Below are 22,835 nucleotides of genomic sequence, written 5' to 3' on the forward strand. Positions count from 1 at the left end.
GTTTCAAATTTGGCAAAGGCGGTGTGCACTCAGCGCGAACGATGATGTTGGCAGAGCTGCAGCGCTTGCTCGACGCGGCCCCCGCCGGTGCCCAGCGTGCTGATTACCGGGAGGCCGTGATCGATGACAACCTGCTCGACAAGCCGACGGTCAATGCTCGCAAGCTTACCTTCCGGCACCTCAGTGATTTGTACGCCTTGGACCCCGGTACCTGTCTCTTTCGGGTCTTTCGTGGACTCTGGTCCCAGGAGCCGGATGCAAAGCCGTTGCTAGCATTGCAGATGGCCCTCACACGCGATGGCCTGCTGCGCAGCAGTGTACCCCAGGTGCTTGCGACCCCGCAGGGGCAGCGTTTCGAACGGGAGGCGATCGAACGGCTTCTGACACAATCGGACGAGGGCCGTTTCAGTCTCGCCTCGATAGAGGCCATCGCCCAGCGTATCAACGGCACCTGGACCCAAGCCGGCTATCTGACCGGGCACGTCAAGAAGCTTCGCTCGCAGCCGATAGTGACGCCCGTGAATGTCGCCTTTGGCCTGTTCTTGGGATACCTGGAGGGCCGCCTCGCCCAGCGCCTCTTCAGCAGCGATTGGGCGCGCGTGCTCGATCTCCCCGAGGAGCGGCTCATCGAGCTGACCCAGGCCGCAGCGCAGCGTGGGCTGCTGGTATTCCGCCGCACCGGCGCTGTGATGGAGGTCCGCTTCCCGGACTATCTGACCGAGCAGGAACAGGATTGGCTCAATGAGCAGGCTTGATCGACTCATCGAAGGCTACGCAGAGCACATCTCCACGCCTTGGCCCGAGGGGCTGTCCGGCATCGAACGTGTGATCTTCGTCGTCTACCCGCCTGCGGATGAACTGAAATTTCGCGTCTACATCGACGAGAAGGAATATGACTTCCAGATCCGCTACGTCTGGCACAACCCCGACAAAGCCAGCATTCCCGACTGGCCCTGGCGCCACGCCGCAACTGTCACTGGAGCCAGGGCTTCTAGCCCTGGAACCATACTCAACGCTCCTAACCCAGACTCACCAGGCCAAGATGGCCTGGCTACAGATCCAGGCCAGGATGGCCTGGCTACAGTTCTGGCTATAGAGAAAGACTGGATCCCCGCCGCGGGCACCTTCGACGCCTGGCCCGAGCACCTCGGCGAGCTGAAGGTCATGGACCCCTGCTGCGGCTCCGGACACTTCCTGGTCGCGGCCTTCCAGATGCTGGTGCCGATGCGCATGGCGCTGGAGGGACTGAGCGCGCAGGAGGCCGTCGACGCCGTGCTGCGCGACAACCTGCACGGCCTGGAGCTGGACCAGCGCTGCGTCGAGATCGCCGCCTTCGCGCTGGCCCTGACCGCCTGGCGCTGGCCCGATGCCGGCGGCTACCGCCCATTGCCGACGCTGAATCTCGCCTGCTCCGGCCTCGGCATCAATGCCCCGAAGGCCGACTGGCTGCGCCTCGCCGAGGGCGACCCGGACCTGGAGCACGCGCTGGAACGCCTCTACGACCTGTTTGCGGACGCCCCGACCCTGGGCAGCCTGATCGACCCGCACCGCGTCTTCAGCGGTGACCTATTGGATCAGGGCTGGGATCGCGTCGCGCCGCTGCTGGAGCGCGCGCTCGCCTCGGAAGACGATCAACAGCGCGAGCTTGGCGTCGTCGCCGCCGGCCTGGTCCGCGCCGCGCAACTGCTCGCCGAACGCTATCACTGGGTCATCACCAACGTGCCCTACCTGTCCCGCGGCAAGCAGGCACCGCGGCTCAAGACTTTCTGTGAGAACCACTACCCCGATGCCAAGAACGACCTGGCCAATGTCTTCCTGGAGCGTTGTCTGGAACTGGCGCGGGAGCGGGGTGCCGGCGTCGTGCAGATTGTCATGCCGCAGAATTGGCTGTTCCTGACCAGCTATCGGAAGCAGCGGGAGCGGTTGTTGCGGGATCTTTCGTGGAATCTTGTAGCACTGCTTGGGCCGAAGGGCTTTCAAACGCCGATGTGGGATTTCAATGTCCAGTTACTGACTCAGACTCGCGGGCGAGCCAGGGGGGACTCGATGCTGCGGGGGGTGGATGCGAGTAAGCCGAGATCAGCGGGGGAGAAGGCGGACGTGTTGCGGGGTGGGGAGACAGCTTCAGTAAGTCAGGCGGGGCAGCTGGAAAATCCGGATGCGCGCATAGCATTAGAAGATTCTGCGGGCATAGAGTTACTGCAAACGCTCTCTCATGGAGTTCATGGTTTTGGCAGCAAAGATTCTCCACGTTATTTTCGAGAATTCTATGAGCTTATTGCGCCAAATGCCGACTGGCAAGTGATGTCAACAACCGTTGACCAAATCCTCCAATTCGGCGGAAAAGAGCAATTGGTCTACTGGCAACACGGAAACGGCTTGCTTGCTGAATTGGGAAAAAAGGGGCTGGCAATACCTGCTGGGGAACTGGCGTGGGGCAAGTGGGGCGTGGCAGTCAGTCAAATGCGAGACTTGCCGGTTACCCTACACTCCGGTGAGATTTTCGACAAGAATGTTGCCGTCATTTTGCCCCGTAGTCCGTCCGATCTCCCGGCAATTTGGTGCTTCTGCTCCTCCCCACAATTCAACGAAGCAGTTCGCCAAATCGACCAATCCCTGAAGGTCACCAACGCCACCCTCGTCAAAGTCCCCTTCGACCTCCCCCACTGGCAACAAGTCGCCTTGGAGCGCTACCCCAACGGCCTCCCCGAACCCTACTCCGACGACCCCACCCAATGGATCTTCCACGGCCACCCCTGCGGCTCGGTGATCTGGGACGAGACGGCCAAATGGACCGCCATCGGCCCCAAGCGCACCGACGCGACGGTGCTGCAGACCGCCGTCGCCCGCCTGCTCGGCTACCGCTGGCCGGCCGAGACCGACACTGTATCTGTAGCCACCGCTTTCACTGTAGCCAGGGCTTCCAGCCCTGGGGCTCCTGCTGTAGCCAGGGCTTCCAGCCCTGGGTCTCCAGGCCAAGATGGCCTGGCTACAGTCCCAGGCCAGGATGGCCTGGCTACAGTTCCGGCTACGGAGACGGGCACACAGCTGGAGTTGTCGGACGAATCCCGCATCCTGGTCGCCGAGGCCCGCAAGCTCGACGCTTTCAGCGACGACGACGGCATCTGCTGCCTGCCCGCCATCCGCGGCGAGCCGGCCGCCCACGAGCGCCTGCTGCGACTACTGGCAGCGGCCTATGGTGACGACTGGACCGCCGGCACCCTGACCAAGCTGCTGGCCGAGTCCGGCACCAAGGGCAAGGGACTGGATGTCTGGCTGCGGGACGCCTTCTTTGAGCAGCACTGCAAGCTGTTCCATCACCGCCCCTTCATCTGGCACATCTGGGACGGCCTCAAGGACGGCTTCGCGGCCCTGGTCAACTACCATAAGCTCGACCGCGCCAACCTCGAGCGACTGATCTACACCAACCTCGGCGACTGGATTCGGATGCAGGAACGCGCCGCCGCCGATGGCCAACAGGGCGCCGACGAGCGCCTGGCCGCCGCCAAGGCCCTCAAGACCCGGCTTGAGGCCATCCTGGAGGGCGAGGCCCCGCTCGACATCTTCGTGCGCTGGAAGCCCATCGAGCAGCAGCCCACAGGCTGGGAGCCGGACCTCAACGACGGCGTGCGTCTGAACATCCGCCCCTTCCTGCTCGCCGGCGACGTCGGCAAAAAGGGCGCCGGCATCCTGCGCGCCAAGCCGAACATCCACTGGAAGAAGGACCGCGGCAAAGACGTCGAAAGCGCCCCCTGGTTCCACCGGTTCCAGGGCGACCGCATCAACGATTACCACCTGACCCTGGCAGAAAAGCGCGCCGCGCGGGGAGCAGCCGAGGCAGTAGAGACGACATGAAGCCAGTGACAGCCCCGACGCAGCTTACCCGGCTCGTGCTTAAAGGCTACAAATCCATCCAGGCATGTGACCTGGAGCTTGGCGCGCTCAACGTGCTGGTTGGTGCCAATGGGGCGGGAAAGTCGAACCTGATCGGCTTCTTCAAGCTGATCCGCGAGATGACGGATGGGAACCTGCAGCGGCATGTTGCCAAGGCGGGCGGACCGGATGCGCTGCTGCACTTCGGGCGTAAGGTCAGCGAGTCGCTGCGCTGTGAGCTGTACTTCGGTCACAATGGCTACCAGGCAACGCTGGAGCCCACGCTCGACAACCGATTGATGTTCTCCTATGAAGCCTTCTGGTGGGACGTGTCTGGTCCCCGTCAGATCGGCGCGGGCCATTTCGAGAGCAAGTGCAAGGAAGGCACCCGCACCGGAATCGATGAATACGTGCTGCCGGCCATGCGGAGCTGGTCGGTCTATCACTTCCACGACACCAGCGACGAGGCGCGAGTCAAGCAGCCCCACGCGATCAACGACAACGACTACCTGCGCCCGGATGCGCGGAATCTGGCGGCCTACCTCTACCGCCTGTATCAGACCGAGAGAGCCCATTACGACCGCATCGTTCGGACCATTCAACTGGCGGCGCCTTTCTTTGGCGATTTTTACTTACGGCCAAGCCCCGCGAACAAGGAGTTCATCGAGTTGGAATGGGTTGAGCGTGGTCAGGACTTCCCGTTCAAGGCCCATGTCTTATCCGACGGTACCCTACGCTTCATCTGTCTCGCGACCCTGCTCTTGCAACCGGAGCAGAACCGACCTGACAGCATCCTTGTTGATGAGCCCGAGCTTGGGCTGCACCCATACGCGATTACTGTCCTGGCATCGCTGTTCAAGTCGGCAGCTAAGAAGAACCAGATTATCGTCTCTACCCAGTCTGTCGAATTGGTAAACGAGCTCGATGCCGAGGACTTGATCGTCGTAGATCGAGATCGAGGCCGTTCGACATTCCAACGCTTGGATGCATCGGGCTTACAGGATTGGCTGGAGGAGTACAGCCTTGGCGAGCTTTGGAAGAAGAACGTCATCGGCGGGAGACCGACGCGATGACGCGAGTGGACGTGATGGTGGAGGGACAAACGGAGGAGACCTTCGTGCGCGAGCTGTTGTACGACCCGTTGGTGAATCGCGGAGTCTTCCTGTATCCGATCCTGCTGCGCACGAGCGCCCAGGGCAAGGGCGGGGTTGTTTCCTATGGCAAGGTCCGTTCTCAGGTCTTGCGCCAGTGTCTGAGCGATGCGAGCGCCAAGGTCACAACCATGATCGACCTTTTTCGGCTCCCGAAGGACTTTCCCGAGAAACAGGCTTGCGCGGCCGCACAGCTCTATTCGCGGGTCGATTGTCTGGAGCAGGCGTTCGCGAGTGACATCGGTTGCGGAAACTTCGTTCCTTACCTGTCGGTGCATGAATTCGAGGGCCTGCTGTTCTCGGACGCGACACGGTTCGCAAACTGGTTCGACGAACCGGAGCCTCTGCAGCAGCTCAACACAGTCGCGACGGGCTTTCAAAACCCGGAACACATCAACGACGGAGCGCAAACAGCGCCGTCCAAACGTATCGAGTCGAGCCTGGGCAGGCTGGGCTACCAGAAACCGGTTCACGGTCCGCTGATCGCCATGGACATCGGGTTGGACTGCATCCGTGCCCAATGTCCACATTTCGATGCTTGGGTAACGAAACTTGAGGGGCTTGGAGTATAGTAACGCATCGCGTTATGCTTCTACGATGATCAAGACGTTCCGCTGCCGGGACAGGGAGGCGTTGTTCTCGGGACGGCGCGTTGCGCGGTTCGCCAACATCGAACGCGCGGCGTTGCGCAAGCTCGTCCAGCTCAATCTGGCGCGTGTCGTCGACGACATGCGCGCGCCTCCCGGCAACCGGCTGGAGTCCCTGAAAGGCAATCGCGCCGGACAGTGGAGCGTTCGCATCAACGCGCAATGGCGTCTGTGTTTCCGCTTTTCGGACGGCGACGCCCTGGATGTCGAAATCGTCGACGACCACTGAGAGGTGAAACAGATGACCCGGGAGCTGGCGCCGGTTTCTCCCGGCGAGATGCTGATGGAGGAATTCCTCAAACCGCTGTCGCTGTCGCAGTATGCGCTGGCGCGGGCGGTGCATGTGCCGCCGCGGCGGATCAACGAGATTGTGCATGGCAAGCGCGCAGTGACGGCGGATACCGACCTGCGACTATGCCGTTTCTTCGGCTTGTCGGAAGGCTGGTGGCTGCGCCTACAGGTCGACTATGACATTGCCCTGGCCAAGGAAAGCATGGCCGAGGTGCTCAGCGAGATTGAGCCATTGCCGCGTGATCGCGAGGCCGCATGAGCACGGTGGCGGTCTGGCATTGATGTCGTTGGCCGTTTGGCGGACAGCAAGGCGGCAGCCAAGGCAGATGCTTTGGGGAGAGCCGCTCCGTGGTCGCGATTGACTGAGGCCAGATAGCGCAGCATACTTGTACGATATGTCGAACAAGTAGGAAGGCTGCCATGCAAACCATCACCTTCTCCGATGCCCGCAATCAACTGAAGCAAGTGCTTGATCGCGTTGTGGACGACGCGGACTACACGGTCATCACCCGTCGAGATGCTGAAGACGCGGTCGTTATGTCCCTCGACAGCTTCAACAGCCTGATGGAGACGGTCCACCTGCTCCGCTCACCAGCCAACGCCGAGCATCTCGCCCGCTCCATTGCTCAATACCGCCAGGGACAGACAGCCGAGCATCCGTTGCAGCATGACTAGAAGGCTCGCCTGGACCCAAGAGGCTTGGGCAGATTACGTCTACTGGCAAAGCCAAGACCGCAAGACCCTAAAGCGCATCAATGCGCTCATCGCCGACGTGCTGCGGACGCCGTTCGAAGGTATCGGCAAACCCGAGGCCTTGCGGGAAAACCTGAGCGGCTTCTGGTCGCGTCGCATCGACCAAGCGAATCGTCTGGTCTACGCTGTCGATAGCGAGCAGATCACCATTATTTCCTGCCGTTATCACGATTGATTTGAGCTCGGAATGAGCAAACGCAGGTGAGTATCCAGTTGAACGCGGACACAGTTGCCAACGTTAAAGGGCGTGGCGGTACGGCATCAATGACCGAGACAGTCCTAGACCGCCTGCTCCTCTCGCTGCGCAGTGCCGCGAATGTTAGCCGTGCGGATCAGGTACGCCCCGCCGCCGTGCTCTAGACAGATCATAGAGAACCAGTGGCAACCGGTCGCCGATCGGCTGCGGGAGATGATCCCGGAGCTGCTGGTGCTCGGTGACCACGCGCCGGCCGAGCGCCGCGGGCCGGCGATCTGGATCAAGTGCATGCTGGCGCGCACCCTGGAGGAGGCGGACTGGCCCACAACCGCGGTGCCCATCATCTATCTGCCGGGCGTGTCGCGGGCCGATCTGCGCCATCGAGACCTGTCCACGTGAGTTGCAACCGCTGGCCGAGCTGCAATACCGGGGCCTGTTCTGGAGTCAGCTCAATGGCCGCGATTGGACGCTGAATGCCTTTCTGTCCAGCAGTCGCGGCGGACTGAACCTAGACCTGTCGGCGGATCAGGCCACTCAGCAGGCCATGCACCGGGCGCTCGATGTCCTGATCGACACTCCGGTGGACGCTCTCAAGGGCTGGCGACTGGAGGCAGCGGATTTCGATGCCCTGTTGAGCAGCGACCCCATCCGCGACCTGCTGACCTGGATGAACGACCCCGAGGGCAGCGCCCAGGAATGGCAGGGCGCCCGCTGGGATGCCTTTAGCAGCCGCTGCAAGGCGGACTGGAAGCTCGACCCGAAGGCCGACGGTGTGCTGGTGGCGGCGGAGCACATCAGCGAGGGACGCCGGGAGTGGAATGCGGTCTGGGAGCGCTATCAGAGTGGCTGGCGATCCTTCCCGAAGGTGATCGAGCGGCTCCGGTTGGCCTCACTGCCGGTGGTTCAGGACCTGTTCGCCGATCTCAGCCGTTACCCAAGGCGTAATGATGAGGCGGAGGACAGCCTCCGCTCGTCCCTAGCTGGACTGGCTGGCGCCAGCCAAACCGAGGCCGTCACAAAGCTGCAAGGACTGGAGCAGGAGCACGGGCCGCGCAGGCGATGGCTTTGGGCGCAGATGGGGCAGGCGCCCCTGGCTCAGGCGCTGGAGCCCCTGACCCGGTTGGCCGTTCTGACCGGCAAACCCTTCGGTGGACAACACCTGGAGGACATGATCGACGCCTACCGAGCCGAGTTCTGGCGGGCGGACGCAGCGGCCCGACAGGCCCTCGCCGGACTGCGCACCAAGGCCGATACCGACGCGGTGAGTGCCGCGCTGCGGGCCCTCTACGTGCCCTGGCTGGAGGAGGCAAACCAGCGCTTCCAGGAGCTGGTCCGCAAGGAGGGCTACCCCGGCTCCAGGGTGGTCAAGGAGCCGGCCACCAGACCGGCGGGCAATGCTTGCTGTTCGTGGACGGGCTGCGCTACGACGTCGCTCAGGATCTTGCCGGGCTTCTGAAGGCCGAGGGGTTGGAGATCAGCATGGACGCTGAGTATGCAGCGGTGCCGTCGGTGACCGCCTCTGGCAAGGTCGCCTGCTCGCCGGTCGCCCATTTCGCTCAAGGCCGGAGCACCGACCAGGACTTCGTACCCAGCCACGGCACGCTGGACAAGCCGCTCAATACCGCCCTACTGCGCAAGACACTCAAGGATGAGGGCTGGCAGCTGCTCGGCGGCAGCGAGACCGGCGATCCAACAGGGCGCGCCTGGACGGAATTCGGCGATCTGGATCACTACGGCCATGAGCACGGCCTGCGGCTGGCCAGGGAGGTGCCGATCATCTTGGATGCCATTGTCGAGCAGATCCGTTTCTTGATGGATGCGGGTTGGAAGCAGATCCGCATCGTCACCGACCACGGCTGGCTACTGGTGCCAGGCGGTATGCCGAAGACGGAGCTGGCGAAGTTTCTCACCGCCACCCGCTGGGGCCGCTGCGCGGCCCTGACGGATACGGCCAAGCCCAGGGAGCTGACCCTGACCTGGAGCTGGTGCCCGGACCTGCGCATCGCCATGGCACCGAGCATTTCCAGCTTCATCGCCGGCCAGGCGTATGGGCACGGCGGGCTGAGCCTGCAGGAGAGCATGATCCCGGTGCTGACGGTGGTGCGGCGGAAGGGTGTTGCCGATGAGCCGATGGTCGAGATTGTCGAGGTCAAGTGGCGGGGCCTGCGCTGCCTTATTGTAGCCAGGGCTTCTAGCCCTGGTGTTCCAGGCCAAGATGGCCTGGCTACAGAGGGGGGCGCCCGGGATGGCATGAGAATTTACCGGGTGGACCTGCGGCGCAAGCTGAATGACCCGGCGAGCAGCATCGCCAATGGCGGCAAGCCGCTGAAGGACGGCAAGGCATCACTGGTGGTCGAGGACGAGGAGCTGGAAGGCGAAGCCATCTCACTGGTTGTGCTCGATGATCAGGGGCGTGCCGTCGCCAAGGCCGCAACCGTGATCGGCGGAGACTAACCCGATGCAGCTAGACCAACTGGACCGCAAGGCCGCCGAGCACTTCGAGGGCTATGTCGTGCGCAAGGATCTGGTGCGCCAATTCAGCCGCCAGTTCCCGGTGCCCACTTACGTGGTGGAGTTCCTGCTCGGGCGCTATTGCGCGACGACCGACGAAGACGAGATCAACGAGGGGTTGGATATCGTCCAGCGCCAGCTCGCCTCGCGCACGGTGAAGGCCGGCGAGGAGGAGTTGATCAAGGCCCGCGCCCGCGAAGATGGCACCGTCAAGCTGATCGATCTGATCAGCGCCCGACTGGACGCCAAGACCGACGCCTATCTCGCCAAGCTGCCGAGCCTGCAGCTCAAGGACGTGCGCATTGCCCCGGAGATGCTGCGCGAGCACGAGCGGCTGTTGACCGGCGGCTTCTATGCCGAGGTGACCCTGAGCTATGACTCTTCCATCGCCCAGGAGGCCCATGGCCGCCCCTTCGGCGTCGAGGCCCTGCGGGCCATCCAGCTCTCCAAGCGCGATGTGCTGGACGTGCTGGCCAAGGCACGGGAGGGGTTGACCACCGCAGAATGGAAAGACTTTCTGCTGCGCAGCGTCGGGCTGGAGCCTGACCAGTTCAGCGCGCGGGCCAAGGATGCCCTGCTGCTGCGCATGGTCCCCTTCGTCGAGCGCAACTACAACCTGGTGGAGTTGGGGCCGCGGGGCACCAGCAAGAGCCATCTGTTCCAACAAGTCTCGCCCTATGCGCACCTGATCTCGGGCGGCAAGGCGACGGTGGCGAAGATGTTCGTCAACAATGCCAACGGCCAGCGCGGGCTGGTCTGTCAGTACGACGTGGTCTGCTTCGACGAGGTCTCGGGCGTCTCCTTCGATCAGAAGGACGGCGTCAACATCATGAAGGGCTACATGGAGTCGGGCGAGTTCAGCCGCGGCAAGGAGAGCATCCGCGCCGACGGCTCCATCGTCCTGGTCGGCAACTTCGAGGTGGACGTGGAGCACCAGCAGCGCATCGGTCATCTGTTCGGCCCACTGCCGCCGGAGATGCGCGACGACACCGCCTTTATGGACCCTATCCACGCCTACCTGCCGGGCTGGGACGTGCCCAAGATGCAGCCGACCCTCTTCACCGACCACTCAGGTCGGTGTCGCCTCCTTGATCGCACTTTGCAGTAGCCTGCTCAAGAAGCCCGTGCGCGGCGGCCTGGTGATTATTGGCGAGATCAACCTGGGCGGGTCCATCGAGCCCATCTACAACGCCGTTACACTGGTCGAGATTGCGATTGAGAAAGGCGCCCAAGCGGTCCTGATGCCGGTCACCAGTCGGCGCCAGTTGTTCGAGCTGTCCGACGACATGGCGACGAAGGTCGACACTCAGTTCTACCAAGATGCCCGGGATGCACTGCTAAAGGCGCTGGTTGAGTAAAGCGACCCTCCGCACTTCCCCGACTTCTGGCGAATCCACAGATCGCGAGTGGAGCATAGAAGTCGCAGGCCGTCGCGGCGGGGCGCCGCTCCCACAGCTGCTCATATCACGCTACTCCAGGGGCGCGTCAATGACGCGCGGGCAGCTTCTTTAGCAGGACGTGCTTTCGGCCCTCGCTCGCGACATAGCCGCCGTCCTTGAGGTCGCCCAGTATCCGACTGATCATCTCCCTGCTTGCGCCCACCCGCGCCGCGATCTCTTGGTGGGTATAGGGCGGGGTCACCCGCCGTCCGTCTTCGTCCGCGGCCACCTCATTGAGAAACTTGGCCAGACGCCGATAGACGTCGGAGAGGGCGAAATCACTCACGGACTCGGTGAGCGCGTGCAGGCGTCTGGAGAGATGCTGAATCAGGTTGAAGGCGATCTTGGGATGGTCACCCAAGCACTGGACGAAGGAGCGTTTGGTCAGCACCAGGCAGCGTGAGTCCTCGGCAGTGATGACCGAGGCGGTGCGCGGCTGGTCGCCGAGGAGCGCAAGCTCGCCGAAATGGGAGCCGGGACCAAGCTCGCGCAGCACCACCTCCTTGCCGTCGCTGTCCGCGACATAGACCTTCACCCTCCCCGCAAGCAGGACGTAGAGCGTATTGGCCTCGTCACCCCGCTCGATGATGAGGGTGCTCTTGCGGTACTGCCGCTCGCTCGCATGCTCTTCGAGTTCGCGCAGATCCTCTGGGGCCAGGCCCTCGAACAAGTCCACTTGATCTAACACGGCTGAGTCTCCGGAAGGTTCCGTCTTGGTCAGATGCTCACGCACTCGGGCGGCTGTCGGAAACGAAGAGCCCCAGAACGGACAAGGTCCTCGCCGCCAGCGCGAGCAAAGCCTCGACATCGAAGCACAGGCTTTGGGCATCCTACGGAATCCCAGCGGTCGGCCGCAACAGATGCCTGCGCGAACCGCTCAGGTGAATATGTCACAGCCTCGCCCCGCAGCATTCCCGGCTACCGCACGCCGCGCCTCCCTAATCTAGAAGCGTCCCGCAAGGCGTTGGATGCGACGCCCGAGACCAAGCACAGACTCAGCCAATCAAATCGATGAGGGAGGACCTCCATGATGCGTAACACCACCAAGCTCTCAATTCTAGGACTGGTCGGCGTGACCGGCCTCCTGCCGCTTCAAGCCACACTGGCCGACTGCAGCGGACGCTGCGCCGCCTGGGAGGCCGTCGGCGAGTACAACGGCACTAACCCGGACCTGCCCAAGACTGTCCCCGAGGGCGAGAAGTTCGAGAGCGCCCTCTACAAGCACAGCTCGACCTGGATCAACGACTTCGCCTGGCGCGACAACTCGGCTTGGGAGCGTGATTTCCGCGACCAGACCCTCGGCGGCAGCGACGACGCCTATGGCGATGACGTCGACCTACTGCTCTTTGCGGGCCATGGCAACAGCAGCGGCTTCTACTTCGGCGTCAATCAAGATGACCTGCAGGTCCACTACAACGACGCCATCCTCGGCGACAAGGATCTCGAATGGCTCATCGTCGATGCCTGCCAGGTCCTTAAGAATGATTCCGGCAAATGGAATCGCTGGGGCTGGCCGGTGTTCGAGGGTCTGCACTACATCCTCAGCTACAGCACCAATACCTTCGACAAGGACAGCCGTGGCGAGGACTTCCTCAAGTACGCCATGAAGTACGGCTGGCGGGTCAAGAGCGCCTGGGTCAAGGCCACCATCCTGTCCGAGAACGGTACCACCGCCGCCTACATGCGCGCCGACAACGGGACCACGGATACCTACAACGACCACCTCTGGGGCTTTGGCTTCACCAGTGCCGACCCGGATAACCCGACCACCCTCTACTACTCGAGCTGGAGCACCAACTAGGCCGTGCCGAGACGCTCACTTCAGTCAACGCTTTGGAATATCGAGGTCATCGTTATGAACACCACATCCGCACGTCTCTCGCTCATCCTCTCCGGTCTGCTGCTCGCGACCGCCGCGCAGGCGGAGGATCCGGATCCGGTCTCCGGCCACGGGGATTGGGTCAAGAAGGACCCAAGCACCATCCCCGGCTCCATCCCAAAGGTGGACATCCAGGCCGAGTACCAGGTCCTGGCCAAGTTGCCCAAGGTGCCCGCCTCGCTGCTGCAGTTCGAGATCCAGCGGGTGGACCCGACCCGCATCGACCCGAGCCGCGAGCCCATCGCCAGAGCCATTGGCTTCGAGGGGAAGCGCTCCGGCGTCGACAAGGCCGAGGACGGCGCCCTAAGCATGCTGCTCACCGACCCCGAGGGGCGCAGCATCGAATACTTCAGCTCGGGCGCGGTCTTCTTCATGGCGGAGGAGTTGTTCTCCGAGCAGGGTGAGGACCTCTTCAGCCGGCGCAAGTGGGACCGCGATCAAGCGGCCAAATGGTATTCCGATCAGGCAAGCGCCTTCCTGGAGTCCGCTGGACTGGCGCGCCAGGGCATGAGGCTGAAAGACGTCTCCTTCACCGAGGTCGAGTGGAAGGACATCAAAGCAGCGACCGAGCAGGTCGCGACCGTGGGCGCCGCGGCACACTTTGGCTACAGCATCGACGGCATTCCTGCCTGGGGACCTGGGGCCAAGACCAGCGTCTATTTCGACGCCGAGGGCATCAGCGGGGTCTATGACGCCTTGCCGGATCTCAAGCCGGCCAAGGAGGTCGCCATCCTCCCACCCGAGGCCGCCGTTGAGGCCTATATGAAGTCCGCAACGCCGCGCTCACTCTACCGGCTCAACACGGGCGCGGTGGAGCAGGTCCTAATCGAGTCGGTCGAGCTGGTCTACTACGTCGACGCGGGCAATCGCAATCAGCGTGTCGTCAGCCCGCATTACCTCATCCGCGGCTCCTTCCTGGGCAAGGACCTCTCCACACCGGAGCACGCCAAGGACCAAGCCACCGAGCTGAGGTCGGACTTCGTCTGGATGGAGCCGGCGGCGATCTGAGCAGCGGCGATTGGGAGGGGGGCCAAGGACGGCCCACTGACAGGCACCTCGCCTGCCTGACGGACACGCCTTCGGTCAGCCGAAGGCGTCGTCGTTTCTGCCATACACCAGGTCTGTCGTTCCCGGTCCTGGACGGGAAATACCCCGCGCCATCACAACTCGACCACAAGCCTCTATAACGAACGCGGCTCAAAGCGGCGGCAGATCGAGCCAGCCCTGCACGGCGGTTAGCACCATCTTGACCGCGATCGCGCTCAGCAGCATGCCCATGACGCGACGGAGCACGCTCGCACCGCCGCTGCCGATGACGCGCATGATGGGGCTGGCGGCGAACAGGATCAGCAGGAAGACCGCTAGCACGACGACAAGCACGGCCGTCGTGATGAGTTGGTCGGTGATGCTGAATAGCCGGTTGTCGGTCAGCAACACCACCGTCAGCATCGCCCCTGGCCCCGCGATTGCCGGGATGGCGAGTGGATAAACGGCAAGGGCGTGGAGACCGCTGCCCGCTCCGTCGTCTAAGCCGGTACCCGGCGTATGCGCCCCGAGGCTCATCTCGATCCCGTAGAGCAGCAGCAGGATGCCGCCCGCGATCTGAAATGCCCGCAGCGGAATCCCCATCTGGATGAGCAGCAGCTCACCGGCCGCGATGAAGAACGCCAGCACCGCAAAGGCGTAGAGCACGGCGAGTATCGCCGCCTTGCGCCGCTCAAGCGGCTCGAGCCTGGTCGTCACGGCGATGAACACGGCCAGCATTCCGACCGGGTCCAGGACGACGAACAGGGTGATGAAATCATAGGTGATCTGTTGCAACATCGAGCCTTGCCTCTCGCGAGCCCTGGACCCTATTCTGCCACGTCGAAGGAGAGTCGGGCTCGGCGCATGGCAGCACGTTCATCACAATGCCCAACGAGCTAGGCGCCGAGGCCATCAACGCATCCTGGTACATGGACATCAATGTCCAGCATGCCTGGACCGACCGCATCACCCTCTCCGCCGTCATCCCCTGGGTCGACTCAACCCGCTCGACACTCGATGAACACGACAACATCAACCGGCATACCACCGCAGCCGGGGGCCTGGGCGATATCCGGATCGCGGCGCATGACTGGGTTGTGGATCCGGCCCAGCAGCCCCACTGACGCCTGACCCTTAGAAAGTGTACATCAACAACTTCCCCCCTTTCGCAAAGGGGGGCGAGGGGGGATTTCGGGCGGCATCGCTCGCATCGGGAAACAATTGATGGGCACTTTCTTAGCATGTCGGAGGTCGTCGGCAGAGACATCATGATCGCCTTGTACGCCCTGAGCATCCTCGGCATTGGGATCTCGATCCTACTGAGTCTGAGAAGCTGTCTGGAAACTCCTAGGGAGGCTTCGCCTCAGACCGACGCGTCATGCCATCGGGATCGCTCTCGGGATCGGAATCGCTATCGTCGGTTCGATCCCGATCCCGATCCCGACGGCCTTGGATGGTCGGACGCTTCATCGAAATTTGACTCATCTGCGAGCATTTTGCGCCCTCAAGGATCCTAGGGGCCTCTCCGATGATTTCCAGACAGCCTCTGAGGTTGCAGCACTATGCCATCCTTCCAGAGCAGGGAGGCTCGGGCAAGGGCAAGCAGGACGGCTCAGACTGAGATCGGGCAAGCGTGACGGAACCTTCAGGCAACCCCTGGGAAATAACGTACCAGCGCTTTCCAGAAACGCGTTTCCCTGTCGGATGAACCCTTGTCGTTGTCGTAATCGTTCGATGCAACCAACGGCGAGTCAGCTCGATGACGACAACGACAACGACAACGATGATCTCGCGGATGCCCGGTTCCGAACTCGGAAGGCATTGACCAGTTATTTGCGGGGAGCTGCCTTACTCGCCCAACCTTGCATCACCCAATCAAATCGCCGCGGCCGATCGCGAGTGCACATCTTTTTGGCAGTTCAGGCCAAGAACCCCAGTAGCGGCAGCCCACCCCCTCCGTCTATCCAGCGGCACGACGTCACGAGTTGACGCTCGGTGCATTGCATCCCCCCTTGGGACGGATCACACTCAAGGGCTCCGTTGCGGGATCCTTGGCGAGCGGCGCCTGATTGCATTCGAGTTCGATCGGATGCAGGACAGGCGGCGGGCCGAGCCATCACTGTCAGCCGACCAATCGACGCCAATGGTCGCCGAGGCAACCCGAAACGGTCTCTCTGTCCGTCCGCGACATCAGACAATGGAGGCTAAGGCAATGCGCCAGATGCAGGTTCACAAAGGCTCCCGGCTCTTGGCGGCGAGCCTGTCGTTTGCGTTCGTCGTCGCGGGCACGCCGGCCAATGCGCAGCCCGACATCCAGACGCGAGGCCAACCGGGCATGCCCAATCTGGGTCAGCAGGATCTGCCCAATCTTGGCCAACAGATTACGCCGCTCGCCCCACCCGGCGCCCGGTTCCTGCCGCTGAATCCCGATTTGCCAGACAACCCCGGTTGGCTGGCCGGGCAGGCGGTCACCACGGTGGTGAGTCCGGACCAGAAGACCCTGCTGGTCCTGACGAGCGGATACAACCGCGTCTATGACGCGGACAGCCCAATCCCCAACGCCGCGGACTCGAATGAGTACGTCTTCATCTACGACATTTCGACACCAGTGCCGATCAAGCAGCAGGTCGTGCAGATCGCCAATACCTACAACGGGATTGTCTTCGATCCATCCGGCTGGGCCTTTTACGTGGCAGGCGGGGTGGACGATAAGGTCCACATCATCACGCGCAGCGCCAGCGGCACCTGGGGCGAGCAGGACGGCAACTTCCTGGCCTTGGGCCATACCTTAGGGCTTGGGCTGAACATCGACCCGAACGGCGCGACCCAGGTCAACCAGATGGTTGGCGTCAAACCCTGCGCCGCCGGTGTGGCGATTTCGAGCGATGGGCAGACGCTGGTAGTAGCGAACTACTACAACGACTCGATCACGGTGTTCACCGGCGGCTACGGCAACTGGTCGAGCGGGACCGAACTCGATCTGCGCCCCGGCAAGAGCGACCCGGCGCAGACGGGCGTCCCGGGCGGCGAGTATCCCTTCTGGGTCGCGGTGAAGGGGACTGGGGCGAGCACCACCGCCTATGTCTCGAGCCTGCGCGACCGTGAGATCGTCGTGGTGGATCTGGGCGGGGAGCCGCTGGTCAGCGCCCGGATTCCGGTGAAGGGTCAGCCGAACAAGATGACGCTGAACAAGGCCCAATCGCGCCTCTATGTGGTCGAAGATCAGTCCGACACCATCGACGTCATCGACACCGCCAGCAACCAGATCATCGAAACCATCCCGCTGATCCCGGAGTCACTTCGACCGCCAGCGCCAGCGGACGAAACGCAGACGGATCCCAACAGCCTGACGCTCTTTACCGGAGCGAACCCCAACAGCGCCGCACTCTCGCCGGACGAGACTCAGCTCTACGTGACCAATGGCAATCTGAACTTCGTCGCGGTAGTGGAGCTGGAAGAAGCTGATGGCGCGAGCGAGGTCGTGGGGCTGATTCCGACCGGCTGGTATCCAAACTCCGTGAGCTTCGCCGCCAATGGCACCGCACCGGATGGTCAGTCGCCAATGGTCTACGTGGTCAATGGCAAGTCGCCAACGGGGCCGAATCCGGGTTGGTGCTATGGCTCCGGCTCGCCGACTTATGCCGGTTGCTGGGAGTCGAATGAGTACAATCCACAGTTGATCAAGGCCGGTCTCCAGAGCTTCCCGCTTCCCGACCTGGAACAGCTCGGGACGCTGACGGCGCAGGTCGCGACCAACAACCGCTTCTCCAGCACCCTGAGCGAAGAGGACGCCGCGGTCATGGCCGCCGTGCGCCAGGGCGTCAAGCATGTGATCTACGTCGTCAAGGAAAACCGCACCTACGACCAGGTTCTAGGCGACCTGGAAGTCGGCAATGGCGATCCTTACCTGACCGAGTTCGGCGAGGCGCTCACGCCCAATCAGCATGAACTGGCGCGCACCTTCGTCACCCTCGATAACTTCTACGCCAGCTCCGAAACCAGTTACGACGGCTGGCCCTGGACGACCTCGGCGCGCGCCCCGGATGTGGTCGAGCGCCAATTCCCGGTGGTCTACGCGGGGCGCGGCCTCAGCTTGGAGAGCGAGGGTTTGAATCGCAATGTGAACGTCGCGCTTCCGACTGTCGCCCCAGGCCAACCCGCCCAGTTCCTCACACGTCAGAAGGCCAATCCACTGACGCCCGATGACCCGGATCTGCTCGCGGGCCAGACCAATGTTTCAGCGCCTGACGGACCGGACAATGAAGTCAATACCGGCTATCTGTGGGACGCCGCCTTGCGGGCGGGGCTCAGCGTTCGCAACTACGGCTTCTTCGTGGACGTGACCCGCTATGCCTTCCCCCAAGACTCCCCCAACAGCATCCCGCTGCTGAGAAACCCGGCCGCGACCCGCACCACCGTGGCTTACCCCACGAATGTCTCGCTCATCCCGCACACGGACCCCTATTTCCGCGGTTTCGACAACGCCTACCCCGACTTTTACCGCTTCAAGGACTGGGAACGCGAGTTCGATCTGATGGCGGCCAGGGGCGAGCTGCCGGCCTTGAGCCTGGTTCGCTTCATGCACGACCACACCGGAAATTTCGACACCGCGATCGACGGCGTCAATACACCGGAGCTGCAACAAGCCGATAACGACTACGCCGTCGGCCTGCTGGTGGAAAAGATCGCCAACAGCCGCTACGCAAACGACACGCTCATCTTCATCATCGAAGACGACGCACAGGATGGCGGCGATCACGTCGACTCCCACCGCACCACGGCCTTCGTCGCGGGCGCCTACGTCAAGCAGGGCGCGGTGATCTCCTCGCAATACAACACCGTCGATTTTCTGCGCACCATCGAAGCCGTACTCGGCCTCCAGCCGATGAACCTGAACGATGCGCTCGCCATCCCCATGGCCGACGTCTTCAATCCTTGGCCGAGCCCCTGGAGCTTCAAGGCAACGCCCTCGGCCTACCTCTACGACACGGGCCTACCGCTGCCGCGCCGGCACGCCGGGCTGCGCGTCCCCAAGTCGACGCACGACGCCGCCTACTGGGCGAGGGTCACGCAGGGAATGGATTTCTCGGTCGAGGATCGCTTCGATTTCGCCGCCTACAACCGGCTCCTCTGGAAAGGACTCATGGGCGATCGGCCTTATCCCGCCGCGCCGACCGGCGTGGATCTGCGGGAGAACCGCGAGGAACTCCTCGGGCGTTACCGCCAATCGCTGAATCAAGCAGCGATGCCGGCACCAGGAGCAGGCACGAACTGAGTTGCGGCGCCGACGCGGCGGTCGCGCGGCTCAGTCCGCGGATGACTCCGAGACCTTGATGATGGCCCTGACCCGGTTACCGGAACCCTGATATTCGAGTGAGCTGAAGGCGAGGTGACGGGCCATGGCAATACCTCGGCCATGGCTGTCGAAGGCACGCGCCGGATCCAAGTCGAGATACTTCTGCCACTCAAAGCCCGTGCCTTGGTCGGAGATGGTAAAGCTGAGCTGCTGGGCTCCACGCTCCAGTTCGACCGTGGCGTAGCGATCCGCCTGGCCGGGGTCGGCGAGTCGGCGCTCGACCTCCTCCTGCCACACGCCGTCCTCGATCAGACGGCCTTTATCGGCGTAGCTGATGCCGAGATTGCCATGCTCGATCGCGTTCAACATCAGCTCAGAGAGCCCCATGGACACCGACTCCGGATTCGGACAGAGCTGCGCAAGCACAGAGACAAGCGCCGAGACCTCATCCAGCAGGCGAAACCTGAAGGTCGCCTGGCAGGTCATGCTGATGATGGCTTTGAGCTCGGTTCCGACCCGAGCGAGATCGATGCGCGTGCGCCGACCGTCTAGCGCGGCGGCAACAATGCTGCGCAGTGCCTTCGGCGAGTAAGGCTTGGCGAGATAGTACCAGGCACCGGCCGCCAACCCCTCAGCGACCTGCGCGGAGCTGTCCGCCGCGCTCTGCATGATCACGGGAACGTCGGCAAAGCGACTGTCCGCCTTGAGGCGGCGCAGCACATCCATGCCGTCCATGCGCGGCATCATGCGGTCCAAGATGACGCCGTCATAGCTGGCGGGGGCATCCTTGAGCATCTGCCACGCCTCGAGACCGTCCTGGGCGAAACTCATCTGGTGCTCGTCACCGAGACAGTGCGCGATGATGTCCAGGTTGATCGGCTCGTCGTCCACTACGAGCAGCTTAGCCACGGCACGCCCTCCTCTGAGGCCTGACCCGAGGCCGGTATCGAGTGTAAAGCATTATCACCGATGTCATGTTGCCCCCTTTCCGCGTCATCCCTAGCCTCTGTCAATGTCGCACACATCCACTTTTTGAGTGCGAAGTACACCAAGCCGGAATGCTAGATGGCCGAGCGGCGCGGCGCCTTGAACTGCGTTACAGTTTTGCCACTTGCAGTAAGGTAATCGCCGCAGGGATCACGCCCAAACCAAGATTTCACGCAAGACGGCGGTTGCATAGGCGCCTGCGGGCAAGGTCAGCTCCAATCGAAGACCAGCATCCGATTGAGCACCGACTAGATCACGCGCTTGTAAGCGCAGGGAACGACGCTCTTGGCGCATACCGAGACGCGAGAGTCCGGTAGGCCAGGGAGAGAATCGCGCCGCAAGTGCCGATTCGAGATGCCGGATCTCGCCGCGGGTCGCCAGTTCACCCTCGCCCCAGAGTGGACCGCTCGGATGGAGATCCATGGCTGCGGCGCGTGCGGTCAGGGCGTCATCGATATCCTCGGCGAGGAAATAGGAATGGCTGCCGTCGAGCTGAAGGCAGTCGCCCGGGATCGGCTGATCCCAGTTCCCCAACCGCACCCGCTCGGCCAAGAGTTCGTTGAAAATCTGGGAGCGCGCGGCCGACAGCCAGAGGCCGCGCTCATGACGCGAGACACGCCCTGCCTGACCGGTCAGCAAGTCATGGGCGCGGCGCAGATTGCCATCGTCATGCCCAAAACGTTGCTCACCGAAATAGTCCGGAACACCGCAGTCGCGAATCAGCCCTAGCCGGCGCTCGAGCAGTGGGGCGGACGGCGAGAAGTCGCGAATCAGCAGGCGAAAGCGATTTCCCGCGAGCGCGCCCCGCTTGAGCTTACGACGGTGCGGATGCTCGGCCAGGACCTGGATGCCGAGGGACTCGAGACGCGTCCAATCACTTTCGCCCTGCCTTGGTCGCGGTACGGAAAACCATTGCAAGGTGATGGCGTGGCGGTCCTTGAGGCCGGCATAGCCGATGGTCGAACTCGGAACCTGGAGCAAGCCGGCGAGCTTGCGGGCCACCCACTCTGTGTTGGCGCTCGTCTTGCGGACCCAGAGCAGCAGATGGTCGCCTTCGCCGTCTGGCTCGAAGCCCAGAATCTCCTCGACCTGGAAGTCCTCCGGCGCAACGCGGATGCGTCCTTGACCGAGCGGTTCACCATGAGCACGCGGCAGGTCGCGGACGCTGGTCCAGGCGGGGATCTGGCAATCCAGCATCCGCGCTGGCGCGTCGCCCCTCAAGTTTCCTGCTCGTCCAAGAGGACGGAGGCAGAGGCTGCGATGCCCTCACCGCGCCCGGTGAAGCCCATCTGCTCCGTGGTCGTCGCCTTGACGTTGACGCGGGCGGGGTCACAGCCCATGTCGCCGCTGAGGACCTCCCGCATCCCTGGAATATGAGCGGCGAGTTTTGGACGCTGGGCGATGATGGTCATGTCGGCATTGTGCACCGCCAGGCCGCGCTCGCGCAGGCTCTCCATGACGCGCCGCAGCAGGATGCGACTGTCGATTCCCGCATAGGCATCGTCCGTGTCGGGAAAGTGCCGACCGATATCGCCAAGGCCGGCCGCGCCGAGCAAGGCATCGCAAAGGGCATGGATGAGGACGTCGCCGTCCGAGTGGGCGAGCAGGCCCTGGTCGTGCGGAATCTCGACACCGCCGATCACCAAGGGGCGATCTGGTGCGAAACGATGGGCGTCGAAGCCCTGACCGATCAACATAGTTTGAGTCTCCGGTCGCAAGCCCGAGACCGACCGCTGCGCGGGGACCTGCGCCGCGGCCGGCATCGAGCCGTGACCCAGTCAGTCGATACGACCCTGCTGGTGCAGGTAGAAACGGGCGAGCGGAAGATCTTCCGCCCGCGTGATCTTGATGTTGTCCGCGTGGCCCTCGATCAGGCGCGGTGCCTGACCAAGGCGCTCGATGGCCGAAGCATCGTCGGTCACCAGGTCGTTGGCAGACAAGGCGTCCTGCAGCGCCGTGCGGAGCAGGCCGAGCCGAAACATCTGCGGCGTGAAGGCATGCCAGAGGGCAGAGCGATCCAGGGTCGCGTCGATGCGTTGGTCCTCTTTGGCGCGCTTCATGGTGTCCCGCACCGGAATGCCGAGCAGCCCGCCCACGCTGTCCTCGAGCAGACGCTCGATCAAGCGCTCCAAGTCCTCGATCCGCAAGCAAGGCCGTGCGGCATCGTGCACCAAGACCCAGTCCCTGTCGTCGGCGCACCCTTCGAGTGCCAGCAGCGCATTGAGCACCGAGTGGCAGCGCTCCGCGCCACCGGCAGCTCGCCGCACCTTAGGGTGGACGGCGTAGGCGGTGGAATCCCAGTAGCCGTCCTCGGATCCGAGGGCGACGACGACGCCGCTGATGCGATCGTGGTCGACGAAGAGCTTGAGGCTGTGCTCGATCACGGTCCGCCCAGCAAGCTCGAGATACTGCTTGGGGATGGTGCTTCCCATGCGTTTGCCGACCCCAGCCGCCGGCAGCACTGCCCAGAGTCTCGCCTCGAGCGTCATTGCGCCGCCTCAGGCTTGGGAGGCTCGATCACCTGTATGAAAATCTCACCCGGCTTGATCATTCCAAGCTCACTCCGCGCACGCTCCTCCACCGCTTCAAGACCGCTATCGAGATCCTCGACCTCGGCTTGAAGCTTCAGATTTCTGGCCTTGAGCTGCTCGATCTCCACCGCTTGGAGGGCAATCTCCTGCTTGAGGCTGTGAAGATCGGCAAGACTTCCCTCCCCAACCCAGAGACGGTATTGCAGTGCGGCCAAGAGCAGGATCAGTGCGGCGAACAGCCAGCGCATCTTGGGG

General features: G+C 63.0%; 24 protein-coding genes. 17 read left to right on the forward strand and 7 right to left on the reverse strand.

Annotated features, from left to right (window positions below):
• The first annotated feature begins 41 nt into the window (after positions 1 to 41).
• From G3480_RS07600 to G3480_RS28275, 13 genes are all read left to right on the forward strand, one after another.
• Positions 42 to 755: a hypothetical protein gene (locus tag G3480_RS07600; RefSeq protein WP_206171556.1), complete on the forward strand. Its 714-nt coding sequence runs from the start codon at positions 42 to 44 to the stop codon at positions 753 to 755.
• Positions 742 to 3,855: an Eco57I restriction-modification methylase domain-containing protein gene (locus G3480_RS27835; RefSeq protein WP_206171558.1), complete on the forward strand. Its 3,114-nt coding sequence runs from the start codon at positions 742 to 744 to the stop codon at positions 3,853 to 3,855. Before G3480_RS07600 ends, G3480_RS27835 begins: the two co-directional genes overlap by 14 nt.
• A complete protein-coding gene (locus G3480_RS07615) occupies positions 3,852 to 4,946 on the forward strand; it encodes an AAA family ATPase (RefSeq protein WP_164653270.1) in 1,095 nt (364 codons plus the stop codon). The genes G3480_RS27835 and G3480_RS07615 overlap by 4 nt, the downstream gene beginning before the upstream one ends.
• Positions 4,943 to 5,596: a DUF4276 family protein gene (locus G3480_RS07620; protein ID WP_164653272.1), complete on the forward strand. Its 654-nt coding sequence runs from the start codon at positions 4,943 to 4,945 to the stop codon at positions 5,594 to 5,596. The genes G3480_RS07615 and G3480_RS07620 overlap by 4 nt, the downstream gene beginning before the upstream one ends.
• Before the next feature lie 25 nt (positions 5,597 to 5,621).
• Positions 5,622 to 5,900, forward strand: a complete 279-nt coding sequence (locus tag G3480_RS07625) for a type II toxin-antitoxin system RelE/ParE family toxin (protein ID WP_164653274.1) — start codon at positions 5,622 to 5,624, stop codon at positions 5,898 to 5,900.
• A gap of 12 nt (positions 5,901 to 5,912) precedes the next feature.
• Complete coding sequence (locus tag G3480_RS07630) at positions 5,913 to 6,221, forward strand: HigA family addiction module antitoxin (RefSeq protein WP_164653276.1); 309 nt, start codon at positions 5,913 to 5,915, stop codon at positions 6,219 to 6,221.
• A 161-nt stretch (positions 6,222 to 6,382) separates the two neighbouring features.
• Positions 6,383 to 6,637 carry a type II toxin-antitoxin system Phd/YefM family antitoxin gene (locus G3480_RS07635; protein WP_164653278.1) on the forward strand — a complete coding sequence of 85 codons (255 nt, stop codon included), beginning with the start codon at positions 6,383 to 6,385 and terminating at the stop codon, positions 6,635 to 6,637.
• Positions 6,630 to 6,890 (forward strand): Txe/YoeB family addiction module toxin, encoded by a 261-nt coding sequence (locus tag G3480_RS07640; protein WP_164653280.1) that lies wholly within the window; start codon positions 6,630 to 6,632, stop codon positions 6,888 to 6,890. Before G3480_RS07635 ends, G3480_RS07640 begins: the two co-directional genes overlap by 8 nt.
• 234 nt (positions 6,891 to 7,124) lie before the next feature.
• Positions 7,125 to 7,310 (forward strand): hypothetical protein, encoded by a 186-nt coding sequence (locus tag G3480_RS07645; protein ID WP_164653282.1) that lies wholly within the window; start codon positions 7,125 to 7,127, stop codon positions 7,308 to 7,310.
• A 1-nt stretch (position 7,311) separates the two neighbouring features.
• Entirely contained in the window at positions 7,312 to 8,367 is a 1,056-nt protein-coding gene (locus tag G3480_RS07650) for a hypothetical protein (RefSeq protein WP_164653284.1), read from the forward strand.
• A complete protein-coding gene (locus G3480_RS07655) occupies positions 8,310 to 9,365 on the forward strand; it encodes a hypothetical protein (RefSeq protein WP_164653286.1) in 1,056 nt (351 codons plus the stop codon). Before G3480_RS07650 ends, G3480_RS07655 begins: the two co-directional genes overlap by 58 nt.
• Positions 9,366 to 9,369: 4 nt before the next feature.
• Positions 9,370 to 10,530, forward strand: a complete 1,161-nt coding sequence (brxL, locus tag G3480_RS07660; RefSeq protein ID WP_240905656.1) for a BREX system Lon protease-like protein BrxL — start codon at positions 9,370 to 9,372, stop codon at positions 10,528 to 10,530.
• Positions 10,511 to 10,780, forward strand: coding sequence for a S16 family serine protease (locus tag G3480_RS28275; protein WP_240905658.1), 270 nt, complete (start codon positions 10,511 to 10,513; stop codon positions 10,778 to 10,780). Before brxL ends, G3480_RS28275 begins: the two co-directional genes overlap by 20 nt.
• Before the next feature lie 127 nt (positions 10,781 to 10,907).
• Here the strand turns inward: G3480_RS28275 and G3480_RS07665 are convergent, their stop codons facing one another.
• Positions 10,908 to 11,549: a cyclic nucleotide-binding domain-containing protein gene (locus G3480_RS07665; RefSeq protein WP_164653288.1), complete on the reverse strand. Its 642-nt coding sequence runs from the start codon at positions 11,547 to 11,549 to the stop codon at positions 10,908 to 10,910.
• A gap of 339 nt (positions 11,550 to 11,888) precedes the next feature.
• On the opposite strand from G3480_RS07665, the gene G3480_RS07670 reads away from it, so the two are divergent.
• Complete coding sequence (locus G3480_RS07670; protein ID WP_164653289.1) at positions 11,889 to 12,662, forward strand: DUF6345 domain-containing protein; 774 nt, start codon at positions 11,889 to 11,891, stop codon at positions 12,660 to 12,662.
• 54 nt (positions 12,663 to 12,716) lie between these two features.
• Positions 12,717 to 13,748: a hypothetical protein gene (locus G3480_RS07675; RefSeq protein WP_164653291.1), complete on the forward strand. Its 1,032-nt coding sequence runs from the start codon at positions 12,717 to 12,719 to the stop codon at positions 13,746 to 13,748.
• Positions 13,749 to 13,937: 189 nt separating this feature from the next.
• Here the strand turns inward: G3480_RS07675 and G3480_RS07680 are convergent, their stop codons facing one another.
• The gene (locus G3480_RS07680; RefSeq protein WP_164653293.1) at positions 13,938 to 14,564 is read right to left on the reverse strand and encodes a MarC family protein; all 627 of its coding nucleotides are present in this window, start codon (positions 14,562 to 14,564) and stop codon (positions 13,938 to 13,940) included.
• 86 nt (positions 14,565 to 14,650) lie between these two features.
• Between G3480_RS07680 and G3480_RS07685 the strand changes: the two genes are divergently transcribed.
• Entirely contained in the window at positions 14,651 to 14,890 is a 240-nt protein-coding gene (locus G3480_RS07685) for a hypothetical protein (RefSeq protein ID WP_164653295.1), read from the forward strand.
• Between the two features lie 1,088 nt (positions 14,891 to 15,978).
• Positions 15,979 to 19,041, forward strand: coding sequence for a hypothetical protein (locus G3480_RS07690; RefSeq protein ID WP_206171560.1), 3,063 nt, complete (start codon positions 15,979 to 15,981; stop codon positions 19,039 to 19,041).
• A gap of 30 nt (positions 19,042 to 19,071) precedes the next feature.
• On the opposite strand, the gene G3480_RS07695 is transcribed toward G3480_RS07690, so the two are convergent.
• The 5 genes from G3480_RS07695 to ftsB form a co-directional block, all read right to left on the reverse strand.
• A complete protein-coding gene (locus tag G3480_RS07695; protein ID WP_164653297.1) occupies positions 19,072 to 19,971 on the reverse strand; it encodes a response regulator in 900 nt (299 codons plus the stop codon).
• A gap of 228 nt (positions 19,972 to 20,199) precedes the next feature.
• Positions 20,200 to 21,270, reverse strand: coding sequence for a tRNA pseudouridine(13) synthase TruD (truD, locus tag G3480_RS07700; protein WP_338114090.1), 1,071 nt, complete (start codon positions 21,268 to 21,270; stop codon positions 20,200 to 20,202).
• Entirely contained in the window at positions 21,267 to 21,746 is a 480-nt protein-coding gene (gene ispF, locus G3480_RS07705) for a 2-C-methyl-D-erythritol 2,4-cyclodiphosphate synthase (RefSeq protein ID WP_164653299.1), read from the reverse strand. The genes truD and ispF overlap by 4 nt, the downstream gene beginning before the upstream one ends.
• An 81-nt stretch (positions 21,747 to 21,827) precedes the next feature.
• Positions 21,828 to 22,538 carry a 2-C-methyl-D-erythritol 4-phosphate cytidylyltransferase gene (gene ispD, locus G3480_RS07710; protein ID WP_164653300.1) on the reverse strand — a complete coding sequence of 237 codons (711 nt, stop codon included), beginning with the start codon at positions 22,536 to 22,538 and terminating at the stop codon, positions 21,828 to 21,830.
• Positions 22,535 to 22,828, reverse strand: a complete 294-nt coding sequence (gene ftsB, locus G3480_RS07715) for a cell division protein FtsB (RefSeq protein ID WP_164653301.1) — start codon at positions 22,826 to 22,828, stop codon at positions 22,535 to 22,537. The genes ispD and ftsB overlap by 4 nt, the downstream gene beginning before the upstream one ends.
• Between the last annotated feature and the right edge of the window lie 7 nt (positions 22,829 to 22,835).

It is taken from the genome of Thiorhodococcus mannitoliphagus (genome assembly GCF_010915725.1).
In the GTDB taxonomy this organism is placed as follows: domain Bacteria; phylum Pseudomonadota; class Gammaproteobacteria; order Chromatiales; family Chromatiaceae; genus Thiorhodococcus; species Thiorhodococcus mannitoliphagus.